Annotated in this window: 19 protein-coding genes; all 19 read left to right on the top strand. The window is 37.8% G+C overall.

The genetic code is table 11. From position 1 onward, the window contains the following. A complete protein-coding gene (locus B5G04_RS16260; RefSeq protein ID WP_087398057.1) occupies positions 1–867 on the top strand; it encodes an SDR family oxidoreductase in 867 nt (288 codons plus the stop codon). Between the two features lie 55 nt (positions 868–922). Further along, positions 923–2671 carry a thiamine pyrophosphate-binding protein gene (locus B5G04_RS16255; protein WP_087398056.1) on the top strand — a complete coding sequence of 583 codons (1749 nt, stop codon included), beginning with the start codon at positions 923–925 and terminating at the stop codon, positions 2669–2671. A gap of 4 nt (positions 2672–2675) precedes the next feature. Further along, the gene (locus B5G04_RS16250; RefSeq protein WP_158100125.1) at positions 2676–3929 is read left to right on the top strand and encodes a polysaccharide pyruvyl transferase family protein; all 1254 of its coding nucleotides are present in this window, start codon (positions 2676–2678) and stop codon (positions 3927–3929) included. A 2-nt stretch (positions 3930–3931) separates the two neighbouring features. After that, the gene (locus B5G04_RS19455) at positions 3932–4189 is read left to right on the top strand and encodes an acyltransferase family protein (protein WP_143270476.1); all 258 of its coding nucleotides are present in this window, start codon (positions 3932–3934) and stop codon (positions 4187–4189) included. Beyond that, entirely contained in the window at positions 4155–4985 is an 831-nt protein-coding gene (locus B5G04_RS16245) for an acyltransferase (RefSeq protein WP_158100124.1), read from the top strand. The genes B5G04_RS19455 and B5G04_RS16245 overlap by 35 nt, the downstream gene beginning before the upstream one ends. 33 nt (positions 4986–5018) lie before the next feature. Beyond that, positions 5019–5897 carry a beta-1,6-N-acetylglucosaminyltransferase gene (locus tag B5G04_RS16240; RefSeq protein WP_087398053.1) on the top strand — a complete coding sequence of 293 codons (879 nt, stop codon included), beginning with the start codon at positions 5019–5021 and terminating at the stop codon, positions 5895–5897. 30 nt (positions 5898–5927) lie between these two features. Next, positions 5928–7049, top strand: coding sequence for an EpsG family protein (locus tag B5G04_RS16235; RefSeq protein WP_087398052.1), 1122 nt, complete (start codon positions 5928–5930; stop codon positions 7047–7049). A gap of 74 nt (positions 7050–7123) precedes the next feature. Next, complete coding sequence (locus tag B5G04_RS16230) at positions 7124–8119, top strand: glycosyltransferase (RefSeq protein ID WP_087398051.1); 996 nt, start codon at positions 7124–7126, stop codon at positions 8117–8119. A 23-nt stretch (positions 8120–8142) separates the two neighbouring features. Beyond that, positions 8143–9123 (top strand): glycosyltransferase family 2 protein, encoded by a 981-nt coding sequence (locus tag B5G04_RS16225; protein WP_087398050.1) that lies wholly within the window; start codon positions 8143–8145, stop codon positions 9121–9123. Between the two features lie 110 nt (positions 9124–9233). Continuing rightward, on the top strand, positions 9234–10007 hold the full coding sequence (locus B5G04_RS16220) for an IS5 family transposase (RefSeq protein WP_087396588.1): 774 nt from the start codon (positions 9234–9236) through the stop codon (positions 10005–10007). Between the two features lie 851 nt (positions 10008–10858). Beyond that, positions 10859–11911, top strand: a complete 1053-nt coding sequence (locus B5G04_RS16210) for a glycosyltransferase family 1 protein (protein WP_087398048.1) — start codon at positions 10859–10861, stop codon at positions 11909–11911. 517 nt (positions 11912–12428) lie between these two features. Beyond that, positions 12429–12791, top strand: coding sequence for a hypothetical protein (locus B5G04_RS20275; RefSeq protein WP_204246993.1), 363 nt, complete (start codon positions 12429–12431; stop codon positions 12789–12791). After that, the gene (gene tnpB / locus B5G04_RS16200; RefSeq protein ID WP_087395778.1) at positions 12785–13120 is read left to right on the top strand and encodes an IS66 family insertion sequence element accessory protein TnpB; all 336 of its coding nucleotides are present in this window, start codon (positions 12785–12787) and stop codon (positions 13118–13120) included. Before B5G04_RS20275 ends, tnpB begins: the two co-directional genes overlap by 7 nt. A 72-nt stretch (positions 13121–13192) precedes the next feature. Next, the gene (locus B5G04_RS16195; RefSeq protein WP_087397443.1) at positions 13193–14986 is read left to right on the top strand and encodes an IS66 family transposase; all 1794 of its coding nucleotides are present in this window, start codon (positions 13193–13195) and stop codon (positions 14984–14986) included. A 308-nt stretch (positions 14987–15294) separates the two neighbouring features. Continuing rightward, on the top strand, positions 15295–16365 hold the full coding sequence (locus B5G04_RS16190) for a glycosyltransferase (RefSeq protein ID WP_087398047.1): 1071 nt from the start codon (positions 15295–15297) through the stop codon (positions 16363–16365). After that, positions 16362–17498, top strand: coding sequence for a UDP-galactopyranose mutase (gene glf, locus B5G04_RS16185; protein WP_087398046.1), 1137 nt, complete (start codon positions 16362–16364; stop codon positions 17496–17498). Before B5G04_RS16190 ends, glf begins: the two co-directional genes overlap by 4 nt. Before the next feature lie 259 nt (positions 17499–17757). Continuing rightward, a complete protein-coding gene (locus B5G04_RS16180; RefSeq protein WP_087398045.1) occupies positions 17758–18762 on the top strand; it encodes a PD-(D/E)XK nuclease family transposase in 1005 nt (334 codons plus the stop codon). Between the two features lie 9 nt (positions 18763–18771). Beyond that, positions 18772–18996, top strand: coding sequence for a hypothetical protein (locus B5G04_RS19450; RefSeq protein WP_087250596.1), 225 nt, complete (start codon positions 18772–18774; stop codon positions 18994–18996). Positions 18997–19189: 193 nt separating this feature from the next. Next, the gene (locus B5G04_RS20270) at positions 19190–19552 is read left to right on the top strand and encodes a hypothetical protein (protein ID WP_204247030.1); all 363 of its coding nucleotides are present in this window, start codon (positions 19190–19192) and stop codon (positions 19550–19552) included. Positions 19553–19568 lie beyond the last annotated feature (16 nt).

Here is a 19568-nt window from a genome sequence, read left to right as displayed (position 1 = left end):
ATGGGCTTAAAAACATATATTAAAAGAGTGATTCGTTATTTGTTAACGGGTTTACCTGTTCAGAAAGTAACCACAAATATTGTCACTTTAGCTTCTAATGAATTGTTAAAAGGGAAAACAGCACTTATAACAGGCGGTACAAGCGGCATTGGTTATGCCATAGCTGATGCTTTTTTATCAAGTGGAGCATCTGTTATTATAACAGGACGTAACAATCAACGGCTCGAAATAAGTTGTAAAAAATTGCTTGTTTCTCATCCCAATAGAGAAAATCATATTTCGTATGTTACAATAGATAATAGAGACGTTACGTCTTTGGAAAGTATATTTGAACAACATCAGAATTTACAGAAAATAGATATTCTTGTGAATAATGCTGGAATCCAAGGTGGTGATATAGCTCATGCGGATGAAAAAGAATATGATGATATATTGGAAACAAATTTGAAAGGTCCGTTTTTCTTGTCACAATTGGTCGCTCGCAATATGAAAAAAAATCATATTAAAGGTAATATTCTAAATATTGCTTCCTCTTCAAGCTTGCGACCTGCAAACTCAGCTTATAACATATCCAAATGGGGTATTCGAGGTTTAACATTGGGTCTGGCTAAAGCTTTAATACCTTACGGCATAACAGTTAATGGCATTGCGCCGGGACCGACAGCAACACCTATGCTTATGAAAAATGACGTTAAAGACATAGCACATGAAAAATTACCAATCGGCCGTTATGCATTGCCTGAAGAAATAGCAAACATGGCTGTATTCCTGACAAGTGAAATGGGACGAATGATAGTAGGAGATATTGTTTATATGACAGGAGGGGCTGGAATTATCACATTCGATGATGTAAAGTATTCTTTTTGAAAATAGTATTGAAAATATAAATTCAAGTAATTAGAGAGACTAATTTATAAATATCATGGAATATTATTACGTTTCAGAAAAAAATCATTTACTTCTATTAGCCTTATTAAAGGCTTATGGAATAAGAAAAGTCATTGCTTCACCCGGAGCAACGAATATAACGCTGGTTGCAAGCATGCAGCATGACCCGTACTTTGAGATGTTTTCTTGTGTGGACGAGCGTTCGGCGGCTTATATGGCTTGTGGGCTGGCAGAAGCATCCGGAGAACCTGTAATCATAAGTTGTACCGGAGCTACCTCGGCACGTGAATATATGTCTGGTTTGACTGAAGCATATTACCGCAAATTGCCTGTTCTTGCAATAACATCCACGCAGGATATTTCGAGGGTAGGACATCTGATAGCCCAAGTAACCGACCGTAGTGCCCGTCCCAATGACATTGTAATGGAAAGCGTACATCTTCAGAAAATAAAGGACGAGACGGACGAATGGGATTGCATGATAAAAATAAACAAGGCACTACAAGCTTTGACACGTCATGGAGGAGGTCCTTCGCATATTAATTTGACTACAACATATTGCAAGGATTACAGTGTAAAAGAGTTGCCCCAAGTGAACAAAATAGAATATTATACTTATCCGGACATATTGCCGGCTCTACCGTCAGGGAAAATAGCTGTGTTTATCGGGGCGCATAATGTTTGGACGGCACAAGCGACTAAAGCCTTGGATGATTTTTGCAGCTGTCATAATGCTGTTGTATTTTGTGACCATTGCAGCAATTACCGTGGTAAGTATAGGGTACTCAATTCTCTGATAGGATTGCAGACTGCCTATCATTCTCCGTTATTGGACATTGATTTATTAATTCATATCGGTGAAATATCAGGTGCATACGATGCTTTTGCATTCCGTCCTAAACAAGTGTGGAGAGTTGACTTGGATGGAGAAATAAGGGATCAGTTCAAGAAACTTACTGCTGTATTTGAAATGTCGGAAGAATATTTCTTTTCCCGTTATCATACTGAAAACAAAAAAGATAACAGCTATTATAAAGCATGGGTCGCTGAAATGGAAAGTGTCAACAATAAAATACCTGAGTTGCCTTTCAGTAACATTTGGGTTGCCCAACACACATCCCCAAGACTCCCGACAAATTCAGTGCTTTATCTGGGCATTTTAAATTCGTTGCGTTCGTGGAATTATTTTGAAACACCGGTTACGATAGAAGAACATAGTAATACAGGCGGTTTCGGTATAGATGGAATCGTGTCTACCCTTATTGGTTCTTCTCTTGCAAATCCTGAAAAAATCCATTTTGCGGTTGTGGGGGATTTATCTTTTTTCTATGATATGAATTCATTGGGTAACCGTCACATAAAAAACAACGTCCGCATTATGATTGTCAACAACGGCAAAGGAATGGAATTCCGTTTGATAAATCATAATGGAGCCATGTTTGGAAGCGAGACTGATAGGTATATTGCAGCAGGAGGACATTTTGGCAATCGGTCTCCACAAGTCGTAAAGCATTTATCTGTAGATTGGGGATATGAATATATGTCTGCTTCCAATAAAGATGAATTTAATAATGTAATAGAGCATTTTCTTACACCAACATTAACCGATCAACCGATGGTTTTTGAAATTTTCACGGACACGGATGGAGAGACTACTGCTTTAAAAATGATGGAAGAACTGATTGTAGATAACGGAATGTTGTTGAAAAACAAGACAAAAGAAGCTGTTAAGTCTGTTGTCGGAGAAAAAGGTAAAAATATAATTAAATCTATATTTAAATAAGTTGATGAAAATCAAACTGATTACTTTTGCCCCACATCCAAACTTCGGCACGTGCCTGCAATCGTATGCTTTGAATTATGTATTGCGCAAGATGGGGCACAACGTGGAATTCATTTATAATGACAGAGAGAATCCTCCTCAGTCTTTTATCAAAGTATTCATGAAAGGATGCATAAAGCTATTCTTGCCGAAATCATTTATCACTTCCATGAAGGCAAAAAGACAGGCTGGTGCAATAAACCGGCACAGAGAACCTTATATTTTGGAACTTCCCAATCACCCGTTCTTATATAGGCTTAGTAAGCTTCCCTTTTATAAAACGGTGTATAAGCTACTGAAATGCAGAAATCTTCAGTGGAAAAAGGTCTATAAGTTCACTTACGAAGACGACAATTTCAACATGCGTCGCATCTACACGCATAAGCAATACACAGAAGTGACCGCCGACACGGACTTGTTCATCACAGGCAGTGACCAAATATGGAATCCGTATTGCGGCGGCTTCAACCCAATGATGTTCGTAGAATTTGGCGGCGACAAGAAACGAGTTGCCTATTCGTCTAGCATCTCCTTGCCGGAGATTCCAGCATCAGTGAAACAGCGGATGAAAACGGATTTGGAAAAATTCCAGCACATAGCTGTGAGGGAACGACGGTCTGTGGAACTACTAAACAAGTTGCTTCATCGTAACGACATCAAGCTCGTAGTTGACCCCACTTATCTGCTTTTGGCAAAGGAGTGGGAAGAATTTGGCAATAAGGCAGAGATAGAGTTCACCATACCCGAAAAGTATATCTTCTGTTACTTCGTTGGCGACAAGCGGGCGGATGTATATGAACAGATGGTACAAGAAGTGAAACATTTCACTGGCATTCAGAATGTCATTACATTGGAATGTTATAATCGAAACCTGAATTACGGTAATGGTAGGCTCTACAAGGATGCGGGTCCATACGAGTGGGTCTATCTTTTGCAACACGCCTCTTACATTTGCATGGATTCGTTTCATGCTACGGTTTTCGCTCTGAAATTTCAGAAGGAGTTCGTACATGCTATGAAGAATGAAGACACGGAAACAGGTTCGCAGAACACACGCATGTATGACATCCTCAGCCGTTATGGTATCCTTTATAAGAACTATAACGTAGGCGGCAACAACGGCTGGCAGCAACCTGTTGATTACGCACGTCTCACACCGCTGATTGAGAGCGAGATAAAGGATTCAATAGATTACCTTAAATACGAAATAGAGAACTGATTATGGAAAAAGAACGTTTGGTTTGGATAGACTTGTTAAATATTGTGGCTTGTGCCGGTGTGCTTTTGCTTCATTGTACCAATGGACAAGTTCACGGTTTCTCGGGCACACCTTCTGTTGATTGGTATATCGGATTGGCTACACATAGTTTCTTCCTCTGGCCTGTTAATGTATTCTTTATGATTTCCGGATTTACCCTGTTGCGTTCTTCTATTGTTAATAAGAGTGAAATGGGGGGGGGTAAAACGATTTTACAATAGAAGATGGAAACGTTTAGGAATTCCATTGCTTGTTTGGAATGTATTGTATATGATAATGTATTTTCTTTCGGCATATCATAACGATAAAAAATTAGAATCCTTACCAGAATTGATTGAAAAATTTGCACTATTCGAATACAACGGATTCATGTGGTTTTTTGTACCTCTGATAATGATTTATTTATCTCTTCCGTTTTTTGCGGTATTTATTCTTAATTCAAATAGAAATTTGCTTAGGCTTTTTCTGATTATCGGTTTATTCTTAGGGTGTATTCCACCATTGGACACCGATTTTACAATACGTGAAGGATTAGGTAACATTTATCTCATGGGAAGCCGGTTCTTTTATTTTATTGTAGCGGGTTACTACGTGGGGCATTTTGACATATCTGTCAAAACCCGACGAATGATTTACACTTGCTCACTCATCTGTATGCTGATTATGTTTTGCGGTACTATGTTGCTTACTTTGTATATGCCAGAACATTACCGTTATTTTATCACATACACAAATATACCATGTATCGTTTCGGCAATAGGTGTGTTCACCTTTTTCAGATACAATGATTGGAATAAGCTGTTGAATAACCTGAAACTTAACAAGGAGAGGCTGGCTTATTTCAGCAGTTTCAGTTTAGGAATCTATCTGATACAAGGAGCATGGTTTACCATATTAGGATTCTTTCATATTTGTGATGAACACATTATCATAAAATTTTTTGTAATGTATGCTTTGTGTGTCGGTTCTGTATGGGTGATGAAACACATTCCTACAGTAAAGCGGATGGTATCGTAATGTGAATTTATTATTCTTTTAACTATATTTAAAATGAAATTTGCTTATTTGATTATTGCTCATAATGAACCATTGCTGTTCGAAATATTGCTTCGTTTATTAGATGATGAACGTAATGATATTTATGTTCATATAGATAAAAAAACAGATATCTCTCAATTTGACAAGTTCAAATTAAAATATAGTAATTTGATATTTATTAATAGAATACCTGTGTATTGGGGAGATGAATCTCAAATACAAGTAGAATTAAACCTCCTTCAAGCAGCTCATTCTCATGGGGGATATGATTATTATCATTTACTCTCAGGAGTAGACCTCCCTTTAAAATCTCAAAATTTTATACATCGTTTTTTTGAGGAGCACGCAGGAACAGAATTTGTTGGTATAACACATTCTGATTTCAATCTTAATGATTTGAAACATAAAACTGCGTATTACTATTTTTTTACTAAGTATTATCGTTCTATCGGATGGAAGGCATGGTTCTTACGAAAAATTTCTAATTTGTTAATTATGCTTCAATCCACTTTTAAGGTAGAAAGAAGATATGATGTAAGTTTATCAAAAGGTCCTAACTGGTTTAGTATATCTGACCTTCTTTGTCAATATATACTTAATCGTAAAGAGATTATTTTAGATAGATTTAAATATGTTTTATGTCCTGATGAAATGTTTCTGCAGACAGAAATTATGAATTCCTATTTTCAAAATAATATTTATGATTCAGAAGATCAATTTGAGGCATGCATGAGGGAAATTGATTGGAAAAGAGGTAATCCGTATGTTTGGAGGAATAATGATGTGAATGAGTTAAAAAAATCAAATCGGCTATTCGCTCGCAAATTTTCAACTAAATATATGAGTGTTGTTAATGAAATAATAGATTATATTTCAAGTTGCGATAAGTAAAATGTACCATAATTTTGCTAAATAAATTATATGGCTACTTATCTTTTGATTATAGTGATATCCGTCCTTTTTACATATTGGGCAGAGTGCAGTCGAAAAAATAGATCTTTATTTCTGTTTTTTTCATTTTGGGCATTATTTATACCCGCTTTCTTTGCAGGTTGTCGAGATTTAACAGTTGGTTTTGATGTCATGTTTTATGAATATGACATTTATAAAAGTGCTCATTATAGTAATTCTTTTTTTGACTTATTATCAAGCGATGTCGGGAGTATAGAACCTTTATTTTTGTTAATTAATTATTTGACTGTTTTAATAATAGATGATATCCATTTTGTTTTAGGTGTTATATCTTTTGTTACATTATATTTCGCTTATTGTGCGTGTTTTAAGATGAATAAAGTAGCTCCTTCTTGGTTGTTATTTACCTGCTTCCTATTGTTGAATTATGCATCTTCCATGAATATAATTAGACAAAGTCTAGCTATCTCTATTTGTCTTTATGCATATTCATTAATGAAAACTTCTGCATTAAATTCCCGTTTCTATATTGCTGCATTCTTAGCTGTTTTAGTCCATCGAACAGCTTTATTGCCGATTGGATTATTAATAATTTATTTTTATCTTTCTAATATGGATGAAAAAAAATTTTCATCCATATTCCTATTATATATAATTGGAATGGCAATACTATTTGCTACAACATCATATATTTTACCTTTCTTATCAAACCTATTTAATAAAGATTTTGAAATATACCTTGATGGTAGTATGAGCGATAAGAGTTGGACACAAACATTTGTTTCAACAGCTTATGTTTCATACCTTACGATTTTTATTATAGTTTGTTATTGGGGATATAAAAAAAAGATAATTTTTGCTACGGATATTCATGAATATAAATGTAACGCAGCGTCAATTGCATTATGTATACTGTTAGCGGCTAGTTTTACAGGTAGTATGCTGAGATTGATTGCGTATTTTATAGCTATTAGTGTAATAGAATTAGCGTCCATTTTATTAAACAAGAAAATTAAGACATATAAAAGAAATATTTTCGTATGTTGTATCATAGTTTTATTTTTAATATTATTCATGAAAGAGGGATATTATGATGGCCTTGATTATTCATCAAAAATTTTGGGAATATAAATTCTTATCAAAATAGATTTCAGTAACAATGAAAAAATAAGCGAGAATAAGTAAAAAAACGAACTGAGTAAAAAATGAAAACATTATCTATTATTATTCCAATGTTTAATATGGAGGACTATATTAGGCATTGTTTAGACTCCCTTGTTGCTGTTTCAGCGGATATTTTAAACTATATAGAGATTCTTGTTATAAATGACGGCAGTAAAGATGGTTCTCTTCGTATAGCAACTACTTATCAAAATAAGTATCCTCAAGCTATTAGAATAATTGATAAGGAGAATGGGAATTATGGCTCCTGCATAAATATAGGGCTTAGTGAAGCTACCGGTAAATATGTAAAAATTCTTGACTCGGACGATTCTTTCAACACAGATGGATTAAATAAAATTATTCAAAATTTGAACTCTGCTGAAATAACTGATCTAGTGATTACTGACTATGTGGTAACTGACATAATCAACAAAAGTAAAAAGCGTATAAACTTTAAACTTATGCAGAATCAAGTATTAAATTTTGATGATTCAAAAATAGTGAAAAGTATACATGGAATTCAAATGCATGCGATTATTTATAGAACAAATTTATTGAAAGAAATTAATTATCGACAAACAGAAGGCATTTCGTATACAGATCAAGAGTGGTGTTTTTATCCGATGGTTAAAGTTCAAACAATAAGATATTATGCAATAGAACTTTATGATTACTTAATAGGTAGAGAAGGACAAACAATGTCACCCACATCTATGAAAAGAATGATAAAACATTTAATTATCATAGCAGAAAAGATGTTAGATTATTTTTCTAATATAAATAAAACGACTATATCTAGAATGCATTATTTGTATTTAGAATATAGAGTAGTAGATCGTTATAAAGATATTTATCGTTTCTTTCTTCTTACTTTGCCTTATGGTGATTTTTCTGCTAAGGGTTTCGGTAAATTGGAATTAAATTTGAAAACTAAATCAAAAAAAATATATAGAATAGTTTGCTTAACATCTATTTTACGTAGGTCATGTCCGATCCCCTTTGTCTTATTGTATAAATTGCTTGGAATTAGATTATAACAATTTAATACTAAAAAATATTTATGAGATTATCTATTGTAATTCCCGTTTATAATGTCGAGAAATATATAGAAAAATGCATTTGTAGTGTTGTGTCACAGGATATATCTAATGAGGACTATGAAGTTCTGATTTTAAATGACGGTTCTACTGATTGTAGTAAAGATATAGCAGAAAGATATGCAAAACAGAACTCCAATGTACACTTGTTTAATCATTCTAATATGGGACTCAGTGCAACACGTAATAGAGGTTTACGTGAGGCTAAGGGTGACTATGTTTGGTTTATTGACAGTGATGATTGGATAGAGAATAATTGTTTAGGAGATATTCTAAAAAGACTCGAAAGTAATCCAGACGTATTATCGTTTTCAGGTATGATTCCTGAAGGAAAGCGTAAAGGGAATGCCGAGTTTTATGGAAATAAAGTAACTACTCTTACGAGCCTTTATTTACATGGAATGATAGATCCTGTGCAATTCTATATATATAACAGAAACTTTTTACTTTCAAATAAGTTCTTTTTTAAAGAAAACATTAAACATGAGGATACTTTGTTCACTCCTATTACCCTATACAAAGTAAAAAACATAGTTTTTTATAGGAAACCAGTTTATCATTGGCTATATAGACAGGGGAGTATTACGAGTACATTAGATATGAAACGAGTAAAAGATATTTCAGATAATATCCAAATTTTATATCAATTTGCTACTGACATTGCTGAAAGAGACATTCGGGTTGGATTTTTTAATAAGATAGCACATCGTATCATTGAAATGTTAAATTATGGAATTGATAATGGAAAAGCTGGTGAAGAATATGTTATGCGAATAATGGATTTACATCCGGAGTATTGGAATATAATGAAAAATGCATTAGATATAAAACCTAGAATCATTTATAAACTAATAAGATATAGCCCATTAAGTTTTATAGATACTTATCGGATTCTTGTTAGGATAAAGTCTACTTTAAATAATTTTTTGAAAATACCTTATTAAGAAACTGTTTTGAATTGATTCAAGAATAATGTTATAAGCATCTTCAGATCTCAAATCAGCCGGTCAATTGGAAAAATGTTATATCTTTAAAGGTACCAAACAATAAAGTTATGACACAGTATCCAACCGACCTGACTGAAAAACAGTGGCAAGTTATAAAAAATATTTTAGAGCCGCAAGCGAGGAACCGAAAACATCCGCTTAAAGAGATAATGAATGCCATCCTTTATATCAACAAGACCGGCTGCCAGTGGCGTATGCTTCCTTCTGACTTCGCCCCTTGGCAAACCGTCTATTACTACTTCCGCAAGTGGAAGCTTGAAGGTGTGTTTGAAGAGGTGATGGATGCCTTGCACTCCCTTATCCGTAAACAGGCGGGACGGGAGGAAAGTCCCAGTCTTGGCATCATGGATTCCAGAAGCGTAAAGACTTCCCATCATGTTGATTCTGACCGTGGTATAGACGGGAACAAGAAAATCAAGGGACGGAAAGAGCACATCATAGTCGATACGCTTGGCCTTCCGTTAGCCGTCACAATCCATGAAGCCAACCTGCATGACAGCAAGGGCGCCCCACAAGCCATAGAAAAACTCGCTTATAAATTTCCGCGCTTGGTTAAAATATTGGCGGATGGAGGCTACAGGGGAGATTTGGCTGATTGGGTCAAGAAGAAATTCGGATGGATATTGGAGGTCGTACTCAGACCGGACGAATGTCCATCCAAATTTCAAGTACTGCCCAAACGCTGGATTGTGGAACGCTCTTTCTCATGGCTGGAAAACTTCAGAAGGCTGACCATCGATTATGAATTCCTTGCTGAAACCGCAGAAGCTATGGTACAGATTGCATTCATCCAAATCATGCTTAACAAATTTATCGAATGAAATCAAAACAGCTTCTAAAAGTGAGTTAAATTCATAATAAAGTGATAGGATGAAAAACAATTATCGCTATCAATGGACAATTTACTGTAAGGTGCATGACCAGATAAGAACGTTTTGCGTATGAGATATTATGTAAAGGGATTTTGGAATAATAATGCTGGAAATTGCGGAAAACAATCCTCTAATTAGGAAATATGCCGATAAAATATGGCAAAGCAAAAGGTTCTTTATGGGAACAGACGTTTTTGTTTGGTATGCCATTCCGCATAAAAGGATTTCCTTAAATCTTTTTCGATTATGCCCTTGCTGAAACCTATATTATCGGCATACACAACTTAGGTTACAAAGTAAACCCGCAATATTTCAAAACTCCTTACACAAAGATTTCCCAATGGTGTCACAAGCTACAATATCACTTTGCATGGCAATTTCGTCAATTATCTTTAATTGTTTCCGAATATTTCAATCAATGGTTGACATTTATGTAAATCTGGATAAGATTGTGGTAATAGGGAATGCTTGGGAGCATTTTAATAAAATTAAAGATGACGAAACTTTAAAAAGTTGCAAACTAGAACTGTTTATGAAACCTTATTTCTTCTCCTTAGGCGGTTTGATTCCAAATAAAAACATCCAATGGATACTGAAAGTCTCACAGCATCATTTGTAACATAATTTCTTTATCACAGGTTAGATAGATTTGAAAGCATATGGAAAAGATTACAAGGGATGCGATTATCCCAATGTCAAATTTTGGGGATATATTTCTGATTGGGTATGGGTATGAAATTGTTTAAGAAGTATTTATTACTTTGGTTTTATGTTAAGAATATTTTTAAAAGAATGATTAGATGAAACAATATGCAATCAATGGTCGGTTCGTTGTCCGTAAGCAAACCGGACAAGAACGTTTTGCACAAGAAATAGTAAGAGAACTAGATAAAATTTCAGCCAAAGGTGAGTTTGTTTTAATTATTCCCCAATATGCAAAAAAAATACCAATTTATCAAAATATTGAGGTCGTAAAATTTGGCAATATCAAGAGCCATTTATGGGAGCAAACTAATTTTTTATATTATATAAAGAAACATGGATTAACCAGTATCAATTTAACAACAACTTGTCCTTTAATAAGTCCTGATATTGTTTGTTTGCATGATGCTTGTATCTTTGAGATTAGCGACCTATTGACACAAAATTTATATGGTAAGTTATCTACATTCTGGCACAAACTTATATTTAAAGTTGCAGGGAAAAAAGCTAAAAAAATTCTGACAGTAAGTAACTATTCAAAAGATAAATTGACACATTATTTGCAAGTTTCTCCTAATAAAATAGTTGTAATTTATAATGCTTGGCAACATTTTAATAGGGTGGTAGAAGATAATCGTATTTTTTCAAAATTGCCAACTTATATTAAACGCAAAGAATATTTTTTAGCACTTAGCAGTTTAACACCTCAAAAGAATTTTATTTGGATTAGGGAGGTCGCAAAAAATAATCCCCAAAAACAATTTGTGATTTGTGGTAGTGCCGAGGGTTTTACAAAATTAGGGGAAAGAGAATTAAAAACTGATAATCTATATTTTACAGGTTATCTAACAGATGGAGAGATAAAAGCATTAATGTCAAATTGTAGAGCTTTTATACATCCAGCTATTTATGAAGGTTTTGGTATTCCTCCTTTAGAAGCTATGTCATGTGGTGCGGAGCTTATCATCTCTACAGCTACTTGTTTACCGGAAATTTATGGAAAAACAGCTCACTATATTAATCCTTACAATTATTCTGTAAATTTAGATGACATTCTTTTGCACAAAACAGAACCTGCAAAAATGACTTTAGAAAAATATGATTGGAATAGGGAAGCGAAGAAGCTTTATTCGCTTTTAAGAACCTTATAGAATCTGTATTCTTGTTTCTCGGTGCGAACCAAGTTAAAGCGTATACGAATGGATTTACCGACGCTGATTTTCCATATAGCGATTAAAGATGTTCCCCATACGAAACCGGTCGGCATTCGTGAAGCACGGAAATGTTCCCGTCAAGATGTTTCAAGTATTTGTTCCATATTTCACCACAGATATCCGACCCCAATCTTGTTATGGTATTTTATGGCATCACAAACAGGCGTTCGAAGTAGCAATGCGGACTTAATAGCCAGCGACTATTTGTTGAACAATACCCAAAATGAGGTTTCCTTTTTCCAAAAATAAAAGTCTATCATTAGAGATTTGAAAGCTGGACTATTCTTTTGTCCTTCAATAACAAAATAAAAATAGTATTGGCACTTAGGTGAAAAGGCTGTAATGCGTGAATGCGGTATAAAGGTATACACCATGGGGACAATGTGCGTAAGCAGTCAAAAAATGGCTATTGATTGAAATGGGTAACTTCGCTGCCAACCAAATTTATAGAATTATGTATAGCAGTGAAGATCTTGAAAGGTTTTACTTTCAGTACCAGACGGAGGCGTTACCCCGTGGAGAATCTCTCCAATCGTTTTGTGTCAAGAACAAAGTCCCTTATAACATTTTCCAGAAATGGTTTAAGGATACCCGCAAAAAAGTAGTTGAGATTCAGGTTGACGGTGCTCCTGAGATTACCCATGAAGAAAAGACTAAAATTGGTGACCGGCCTAAACCTGTATCAAGAAGCGGTAATGACAATCCCGTCCGCATATGGATAGACATCCGTATCAGTAATGGATTGCACTTGTCCCAAAAGAATTTAAGCTATCAGGATTTAGTCCGGATGATAGAGAAGCTGGAGGGTCTATGCTGAGTGTTACCGGCCTGAATCATTTTTATTATGTGCGTGACTTTACCGACATGCGTTGTAAGCACAGCCGTGTGTTGTCCATCATCCGTGAACGGCTTCACCGGGAACCCTGTGACGGGGATGTCTTCATTGTCATGTCGCGAAACCGAAGGATAGTCCGTATGTTTTCATTTGACAATCATTCATACAGCCTGTTCGAAAAGAAGTTTGTCGCGGGCTACCAGTTCATGAAAGTGGAGCGGAACGGGGCGGATACCATTTATCGGATTGACTGGAAAGATGTGGTCCTGATACTGGAAAACCCTATAGTTAAAACATTAAAAATCAGATAATTAATATGTCTATTTGCTTGCGTTTTTGCGATTATTTTAGTACCTTTATATCTGTAAATCAAAGGTTTAAACATGATCGAACTGCAACATATAATAGACTCAAAAAGGGAATTGTTGAGTAGGGAAACCTACTCACGGAACCCTATAAATTATAGTGAAGGTATGGCAGACGATCAAAAAGACCGGTACATACAATACCTTGCTGAGCAGAATCAGGACCTCAGGTTGACAAATGACGCCATGAAGCTTGTCTTGGAGGATTTTATGGTTCAGATGAAGGAGCTGAAGGATCAGGTGTCCTCCATGCAATCGAAACAGTCCGATTTGGAAAACCGGTTATCGGAAGAGCGCAAGCTTCGCAAATCGGCTGAACGTAAGGCAAAGTCCCTTCAGGAAAAACTTGATTTTGCCAACCAGGAACGTTTTGGTGACAGGCGTCAACGGATAAACCCTAAAGCTAAACAGAACGCTTCTGACCGGCAAAAGGAAAAAGATGATTATGACGGTACGGACGATACGCTCCGTACGGACTCTGTAGACAATAACGAATCCCGGAATGAGCCGGCCCTTCCCAGAAAGGAACGTGACCTGGGCAATCGTCCCGACGGGTATAAAACGATGGGAGTGTCCGGAGAAGTGGTAGAGCATCCGTCAGATCTGACAAAGGTTCCCGGACGTATCATTGAAAGAAGGATGGTACGTGTATTCAGTTTCCGTACCTTCCTTACGGAAGAATGTTTTGAGATGGTCCATTATGCAGAGCCTGGCAAAAAGCCGAAGTGGGGTTATTTCCCCTCTGAAGGCCATCCGGAGGTGGTAACTAAGTTTGAGGGGACTAAAGCCACTCCTGAATTTCTGCAGGCCATCGCCTATGAAGTTTATGTAAAGAATGTGACCTTCGGCCTTCTGCACCAATGGCTGACGGATATGGGAATGACCATTTCTAAAAACACCTTACGCAACTGGCTTAAGAAAGGCAAGAAATACCTTGATGAACTGGTTCGTGTATTGAAGTCCGTTGCCTTGGAAAAGGACTCGGTTGTGAACTGCGATGAGACCTGGTGCAAGGTTCGCAAATATGACCGTTATAAGAAGTGTTATATCTGGGTATTGGTCAACAAGGCTCAGAAAACAGCCATTTTCTTCTATGAGGATGGCTCCCGCGGCCGTGAGGTGCTTACGGATTTTCTGGGTGATGCGGAATTGAAGAGTATCATGTCCGACGGCTACAATGCTTATGTTTTTATCGGTGATGAGTTGAAATCGGCTCAGTTTAAGGATACTATCCATCAGGTTTGTATGTCCCATGCGAATAATAAGTTCGTTAAAGCCGGTAATCAAGGAGGCGAACCGCTGGCCGAACGTTTTTCAAAGCTTTTAAAGTGGTTCTTTTCTAAAGAACATATTTATGATGAAGCCGGTCTTACTCCGGAAGAGAGACTGCGGGAAAGGCAAAGCCTGGAAACGAAGGAACACCTGATAGAATTGCGCAGCCTGTTGGAGAGTGAACTGTCGAAGAATTCAGAATTTAGAAGCCAGTATTATACAGAAGCTCTTAATTACTTGAAGAAGTTTTGGAAGGAACTATTTGCTTTTCTGGACGATGGGGATCTTCCGATAGACAACAATCTGGCAGAACGGACCATCCGGAAGCTGACTACCCAACGCAACAATTCACTTCATTACGGTAGTGATGCAGGCGCTGAGATGGCTGCGACTTACCATAGTGTAATAGGAACGGTAAAGCTTCATGGCAGTTCTGTCTGGAACTTCATCGGAACTTTTTTCAAAAATATCTTTAACGGGTGCAGGGATTATGTTAACATGGTTCCTGACAAAATCACTTTGGCTACCAGCCAATGTTAAATTCAAAGCTAATTAATTAACAAAACTCGGTTTAGGGCACTCAAAAGTGCCCTTTCAAAGGGGGATGCCCTAAATTGAGTGCTTACACAATGTGCTCTACATAGACTATATTGTTAATCCATCTTTTGGTATTAATTCCCGTAATGAATATGCTTTCGCCAATAATCAGCACCTTGATTTCTTAGTGAGGATAAGCTATTTATTTGAAATAGACAAGTGTTTTAGCGTGAGTTACGGTAAAAAAAGAAATAGTCTCCGTAACAATCTATCTGCAAAGGATAATAATCAATTTAACATAATAAAAAATCATGAAAAAGATTCTTATGGTCTGCGAAGCTTTCGGAGGCGGAGTTTTTGCGTATGTATCCCAACTGTGCAATGATATGTGCGATACATTTGATGTTTATTTGGCATACGCTATACGACCCCAGACTCCGAAAAACTACAAAGAAGCGTTAGACAAACGGATTCATTTAATAGAAGTGAAAAACTTCGGGCATCTGAAAAATCCGCTGGCAGATATTCGGCTGATTAAGGAGTTACGGCAAATTGAACATGCCGTCAAACCGGATGTGATTCATCTTCATTCTTCTATTGCAGGTGGTATCGGCAGGATTGCTTTTAATGGTAAGCATAATACGGTAGTATATACTCCCCATGGATATTCATTCGTGTTGATGGGCAAAAAAGGCTCATTGAAAATGTGGATGTACAAGCAAATGGAAAAGATATTGGGAACAAGGAATTGCATTACATTGACCTGTTGTGAAAGTGAGGATGAAGTAGCCAAAACGCTCAGCAAACGAACGGCATATGTGGAAACAGGGGTTAATGTGGAAGACCTGTCAGCTTCATTAGACGGCATACAGCCTATTCGGAACGAACGGTTTACAGTGTATACATTAGGACGTATCTGTGTACAGAAACAACCGGAATTGTTTAACCAAATAGCGGAATTAGTGCCGGAAGCACGGTTTGTGTGGATAGGTAGTGGGGAGTTATCCGATAGATTGACAGCCCCCAATATTGAAATAACAGGATGGAAACCCCGTAAAGAAGCTTTGGCAATGGCTAAAGGGGCTGATGTATATGTGTTGTGTTCATTGGGAGAAGCAATTGCCATGAGTCTGATAGAGAATATGTTCATGAAAAAGTTGTGTCTTGTAAGCAATGTGATGGGAAATAAAAGTGTCATAAAAGATGGCATCAACGGTTTCTTGTGTAATAAAGCAGAAGATTATGCAGCACGCATTAAAGAAGCCATGAAGGAGTTTCCTACGGCTTTACCCCAACAGGCATACGAAGATGTAATACATATTTACAATACACATGAAATGACACGCAAATACATTGAATTTTATAACTCGATCTGTAAATGATTATGCAACAACACTATGATTACTTGATAGTAGGCGCAGGGCTGTTCGGTTCTGTCTTTGCCTACAAAGCCATGCAACAAGGCAAGAAATGCCTGGTGATTGACCGTCGTCCGCATTTTGGCGGTAATCTTTTTTGCGAAGATGTGGAAGGCATCCATGTGCATAAATATGGGGCACATATCTTCCATACTTCCAATAAAAAAGTGTGGGATTTCGTCAACTCTATTGTGGAGTTCAACCGCTACACCAATTCGCCCGTAGCAAACTATAAGGACAAGCTGTATAACCTGCCTTTCAACATGAATACTTTTTACCAGATGTGGGGCGTGACTACACCTGAAGAGGCACAAGCGAAGATTGATGCACAAAAGGCCGAAGCCGTGGCACGGATGAAGGCAGACGGCGTGACCGAGCCACGCAACTTGGAGGAACAGGCGCAAACGCTTATCGGGAAAGATATTTATGAGAAACTGATTAAAGGCTATACCGAGAAGCAATGGGGACGGAAATGTACGGATCTGCCTGCTTTCATCATCAAACGCCTACCGGTGCGCATGGTTTTCGACAACAATTATTTCAATGACAAATATCAAGGTATTCCTATCGGTGGGTATAACGTATTGATAAACAGGTTGTTTTCTGGAGCGGATATACGATTGGATTGTGACTTCTTCGCCCACCGCGAGGAGTTGGAAGCTTTGGCAGATAAGGTTGTATTTACCGGTGCCATTGATGAATATTACGGATATAGATTTGGCAAATTGGAATACCGCACGGTACGGTTTGAAACGGAAATACTGGACATGCCGAATTACCAAGGCAATGCGGTAGTGAATTACACGGAACGGGAAGTGCCTTACACACGTGTCATCGAGCACAAGCATTTCGAGATGTTCGGCGAGGAAGTGTATCAATGCCCGAAGACGGTCATATCGAAAGAGTATAGTTCGGAATGGACGGAAGGCAGCGAACCGTACTATCCCGTGAACGATGACAAGAACAATGCGCTTTATCAGAAATATAAAGAGCTGGCTGATAAGGAAACAAACGTCATCTTCGGTGGGAGGTTGGCAGAGTATAAGTATTACGATATGCACCACATTGTAGAAAAAGCATTGTGTTATTGGGAATGACGTAAGATTCCGATACCTGAGATGCAATGGTTCAAACGGTGAATGGTCCAATCATGCAATTTCCCAAAGACTTTTGTTGTCGCATTCAGTTTAAACAATGGCAAATGGGAAATAAATGAACATGATGCAGAAATAGATATAGATATTTCAGTTTTCCCTGTGCTGTAAAAATGAAAGCTTTAAAAACTTCATCATATACAAATTTGTGAATCTCCCCAAGTATTCCTATCTTTGAGGCATGAAAAGAAGAGAAAGATACATGACGCATTTCGTAAACCCGTTTACGGATATCGGCTTCAAGATCATCTTCGGGCAACCTGCCAGCAAGGAACTGCTCATTACCTTGCTGAACGAGCTGCTTGCGGGGGAGCATCACATTGAAGACCTGACGTTCATCGACAAGGAAGACAATTCGGACAACGTAAACGACAGGGGGATTATCTTCGACCTGTATTGCCTGACTTCGGGCGGGGAATACATCATCGTGGAGATGCAGAACCGGTGGCACAGTAATTTTCTGGATCGCACGCTGTATTACGTGTGCCGTGCCATCAGCCGGTTGATAGAACGTCCCATAACGGATGAAGTGGAATTGCCGATCGGCAGGAATGACAACGTAACAGACACGGTGAATGAGACACCGCCCCGCTACGGTGACCGCTATAAACTCTCAACCGTATACGGGATATTCCTGATGAACTTCAAGGAAGGGAAGTTAGAGCCGAAGTTCCGTACGGACACGGTGGTGGCAGACCGTGAGAACGGACGGACGGTGAACCCGCATTTCCGGCAGATATACTTGCAGTTCCCTTACTTTACCAAGCAGCTGGAGGAATGCGAGACATTGTATGACAAACTAATCTATGCACTGAAGAATATGAACGAATGGAACAGAATGCCGGATGCGCTGAAAGAACAGGTGTTCAAGCATCTGGAACGGCTGGCTGCCGTAGCGAACTTGTCGGAAGCGAACCGTGTGGCTTATGATAAGGCAGTAGACCGTTTCTACGTGAGCCGTATTTACGAGGAGGACATGCAGGACCGAGTGGAGAACGCGATGCGGGAAGGAAGAGAAAAAGGAATGCAGGAAGGAAGAGAAGAAGGTATAAAAGAAGGAATAAAAGAAGGAATAAAAGAAGGAATAAAAGAAGGAATGGCTAAAAGTAAACTGGAGGATGCACAAAACTTGAAACGTTTAGGCGTTTCTACAGATATCATAGCGAAAGCTACCGGGCTTAGTCCGGAAGAAATCGCATCATTATGATTTAGCGTGTTGAAAGCCAACAAATCCTGCGAGGCATACGGAAGAAAAGCATGGCGCACCGTTTCGGAAAGCCCGATACCCATGCGGGACACATACGGATGCAGGCTCAGGTTGGCGGCTATGCTGAACAACGGAAAGCAGAAGCGCATCTTGCTGTCGCATGTGGAGCCGCCACAGCCTGGACGGTACATGAGCGAGGACAAGGAGATGCTCAGGCAGGTTGATTATTTTTAGGGACTAGGTATCAGGTACTAGTGAACGAGGTTTTAGGATTAGGTACTAGGTAACAGGTACTAGGTAACTAGGTTTTAAATACATTCAGTAAAACTATTCAGAACCTCGTCAACTGGTACCTTGTCAGTAAGCAGTCAAAAAATGGCTATTGATTGAAATGGGTAACTTCGCTGCCAACCAAATTTATAGAATTATGTATAGCAGTGAAGATCTTGAAAGGTTTTACTTTCAGTACCAGACCGAGGCATTGCCTCATGGGGAATCTCTCCAATCGTTTTGTGTCAAGAACAAAGTCTCTTATAACATTTTCCAGAAATGGTTTAAGGATACCCGCAAAAAAGTAGTTGAAGTTCAGGTTGACGGTGCTCCTGAGATTGCCCATGAGGAAAAGACTAAGACCGGTGAGCAGCCTAAACCTGTATCAAGAAGCAGTGATGAAAATCCCGTCCGCATATGGATTGACATCCGTATCAGTAATGGGTTACACTTGTCCCCAAAGAATTTAAGCTATCAGGATTTAGTCCGGATGATAGAGAAGCTGGAGGGTCTATGCTGAGTGTTACCGGCCTGAA

This window comes from Bacteroides sp. An51A (assembly GCF_002161565.1).
Taxonomy (GTDB): domain Bacteria; phylum Bacteroidota; class Bacteroidia; order Bacteroidales; family Bacteroidaceae; genus Phocaeicola; species Phocaeicola intestinalis.
Note: the sequence above shows the minus strand (reverse complement) of the source record. Positions and strands in the feature narration are given on the sequence as shown.

Coding starts and splice junctions, on each gene's coding strand:
- B5G04_RS16260 (WP_087398057.1), top strand. CDS start 1: ATGGGCTTAAAAACATATATTAAAAGAGTGATTCGTTATTTGTTAACG.
- B5G04_RS16255 (WP_087398056.1), top strand. CDS start 923: ATGGAATATTATTACGTTTCAGAAAAAAATCATTTACTTCTATTAGCC.
- B5G04_RS16250 (WP_158100125.1), top strand. CDS start 2,676: ATGAAAATCAAACTGATTACTTTTGCCCCACATCCAAACTTCGGCACG.
- B5G04_RS19455 (WP_143270476.1), top strand. CDS start 3,932: ATGGAAAAAGAACGTTTGGTTTGGATAGACTTGTTAAATATTGTGGCT.
- B5G04_RS16240 (WP_087398053.1), top strand. CDS start 5,019: ATGAAATTTGCTTATTTGATTATTGCTCATAATGAACCATTGCTGTTC.
- B5G04_RS16235 (WP_087398052.1), top strand. CDS start 5,928: ATGGCTACTTATCTTTTGATTATAGTGATATCCGTCCTTTTTACATAT.
- B5G04_RS16230 (WP_087398051.1), top strand. CDS start 7,124: ATGAAAACATTATCTATTATTATTCCAATGTTTAATATGGAGGACTAT.
- B5G04_RS16225 (WP_087398050.1), top strand. CDS start 8,143: ATGAGATTATCTATTGTAATTCCCGTTTATAATGTCGAGAAATATATA.
- B5G04_RS16220 (WP_087396588.1), top strand. CDS start 9,234: ATGACACAGTATCCAACCGACCTGACTGAAAAACAGTGGCAAGTTATA.
- B5G04_RS16210 (WP_087398048.1), top strand. CDS start 10,859: ATGAAACAATATGCAATCAATGGTCGGTTCGTTGTCCGTAAGCAAACC.
- B5G04_RS20275 (WP_204246993.1), top strand. CDS start 12,429: ATGTATAGCAGTGAAGATCTTGAAAGGTTTTACTTTCAGTACCAGACG.
- tnpB (WP_087395778.1), top strand. CDS start 12,785: ATGCTGAGTGTTACCGGCCTGAATCATTTTTATTATGTGCGTGACTTT.
- B5G04_RS16195 (WP_087397443.1), top strand. CDS start 13,193: ATGATCGAACTGCAACATATAATAGACTCAAAAAGGGAATTGTTGAGT.
- B5G04_RS16190 (WP_087398047.1), top strand. CDS start 15,295: ATGAAAAAGATTCTTATGGTCTGCGAAGCTTTCGGAGGCGGAGTTTTT.
- glf (WP_087398046.1), top strand. CDS start 16,362: ATGATTATGCAACAACACTATGATTACTTGATAGTAGGCGCAGGGCTG.
- B5G04_RS16180 (WP_087398045.1), top strand. CDS start 17,758: ATGACGCATTTCGTAAACCCGTTTACGGATATCGGCTTCAAGATCATC.
- B5G04_RS20270 (WP_204247030.1), top strand. CDS start 19,190: ATGTATAGCAGTGAAGATCTTGAAAGGTTTTACTTTCAGTACCAGACC.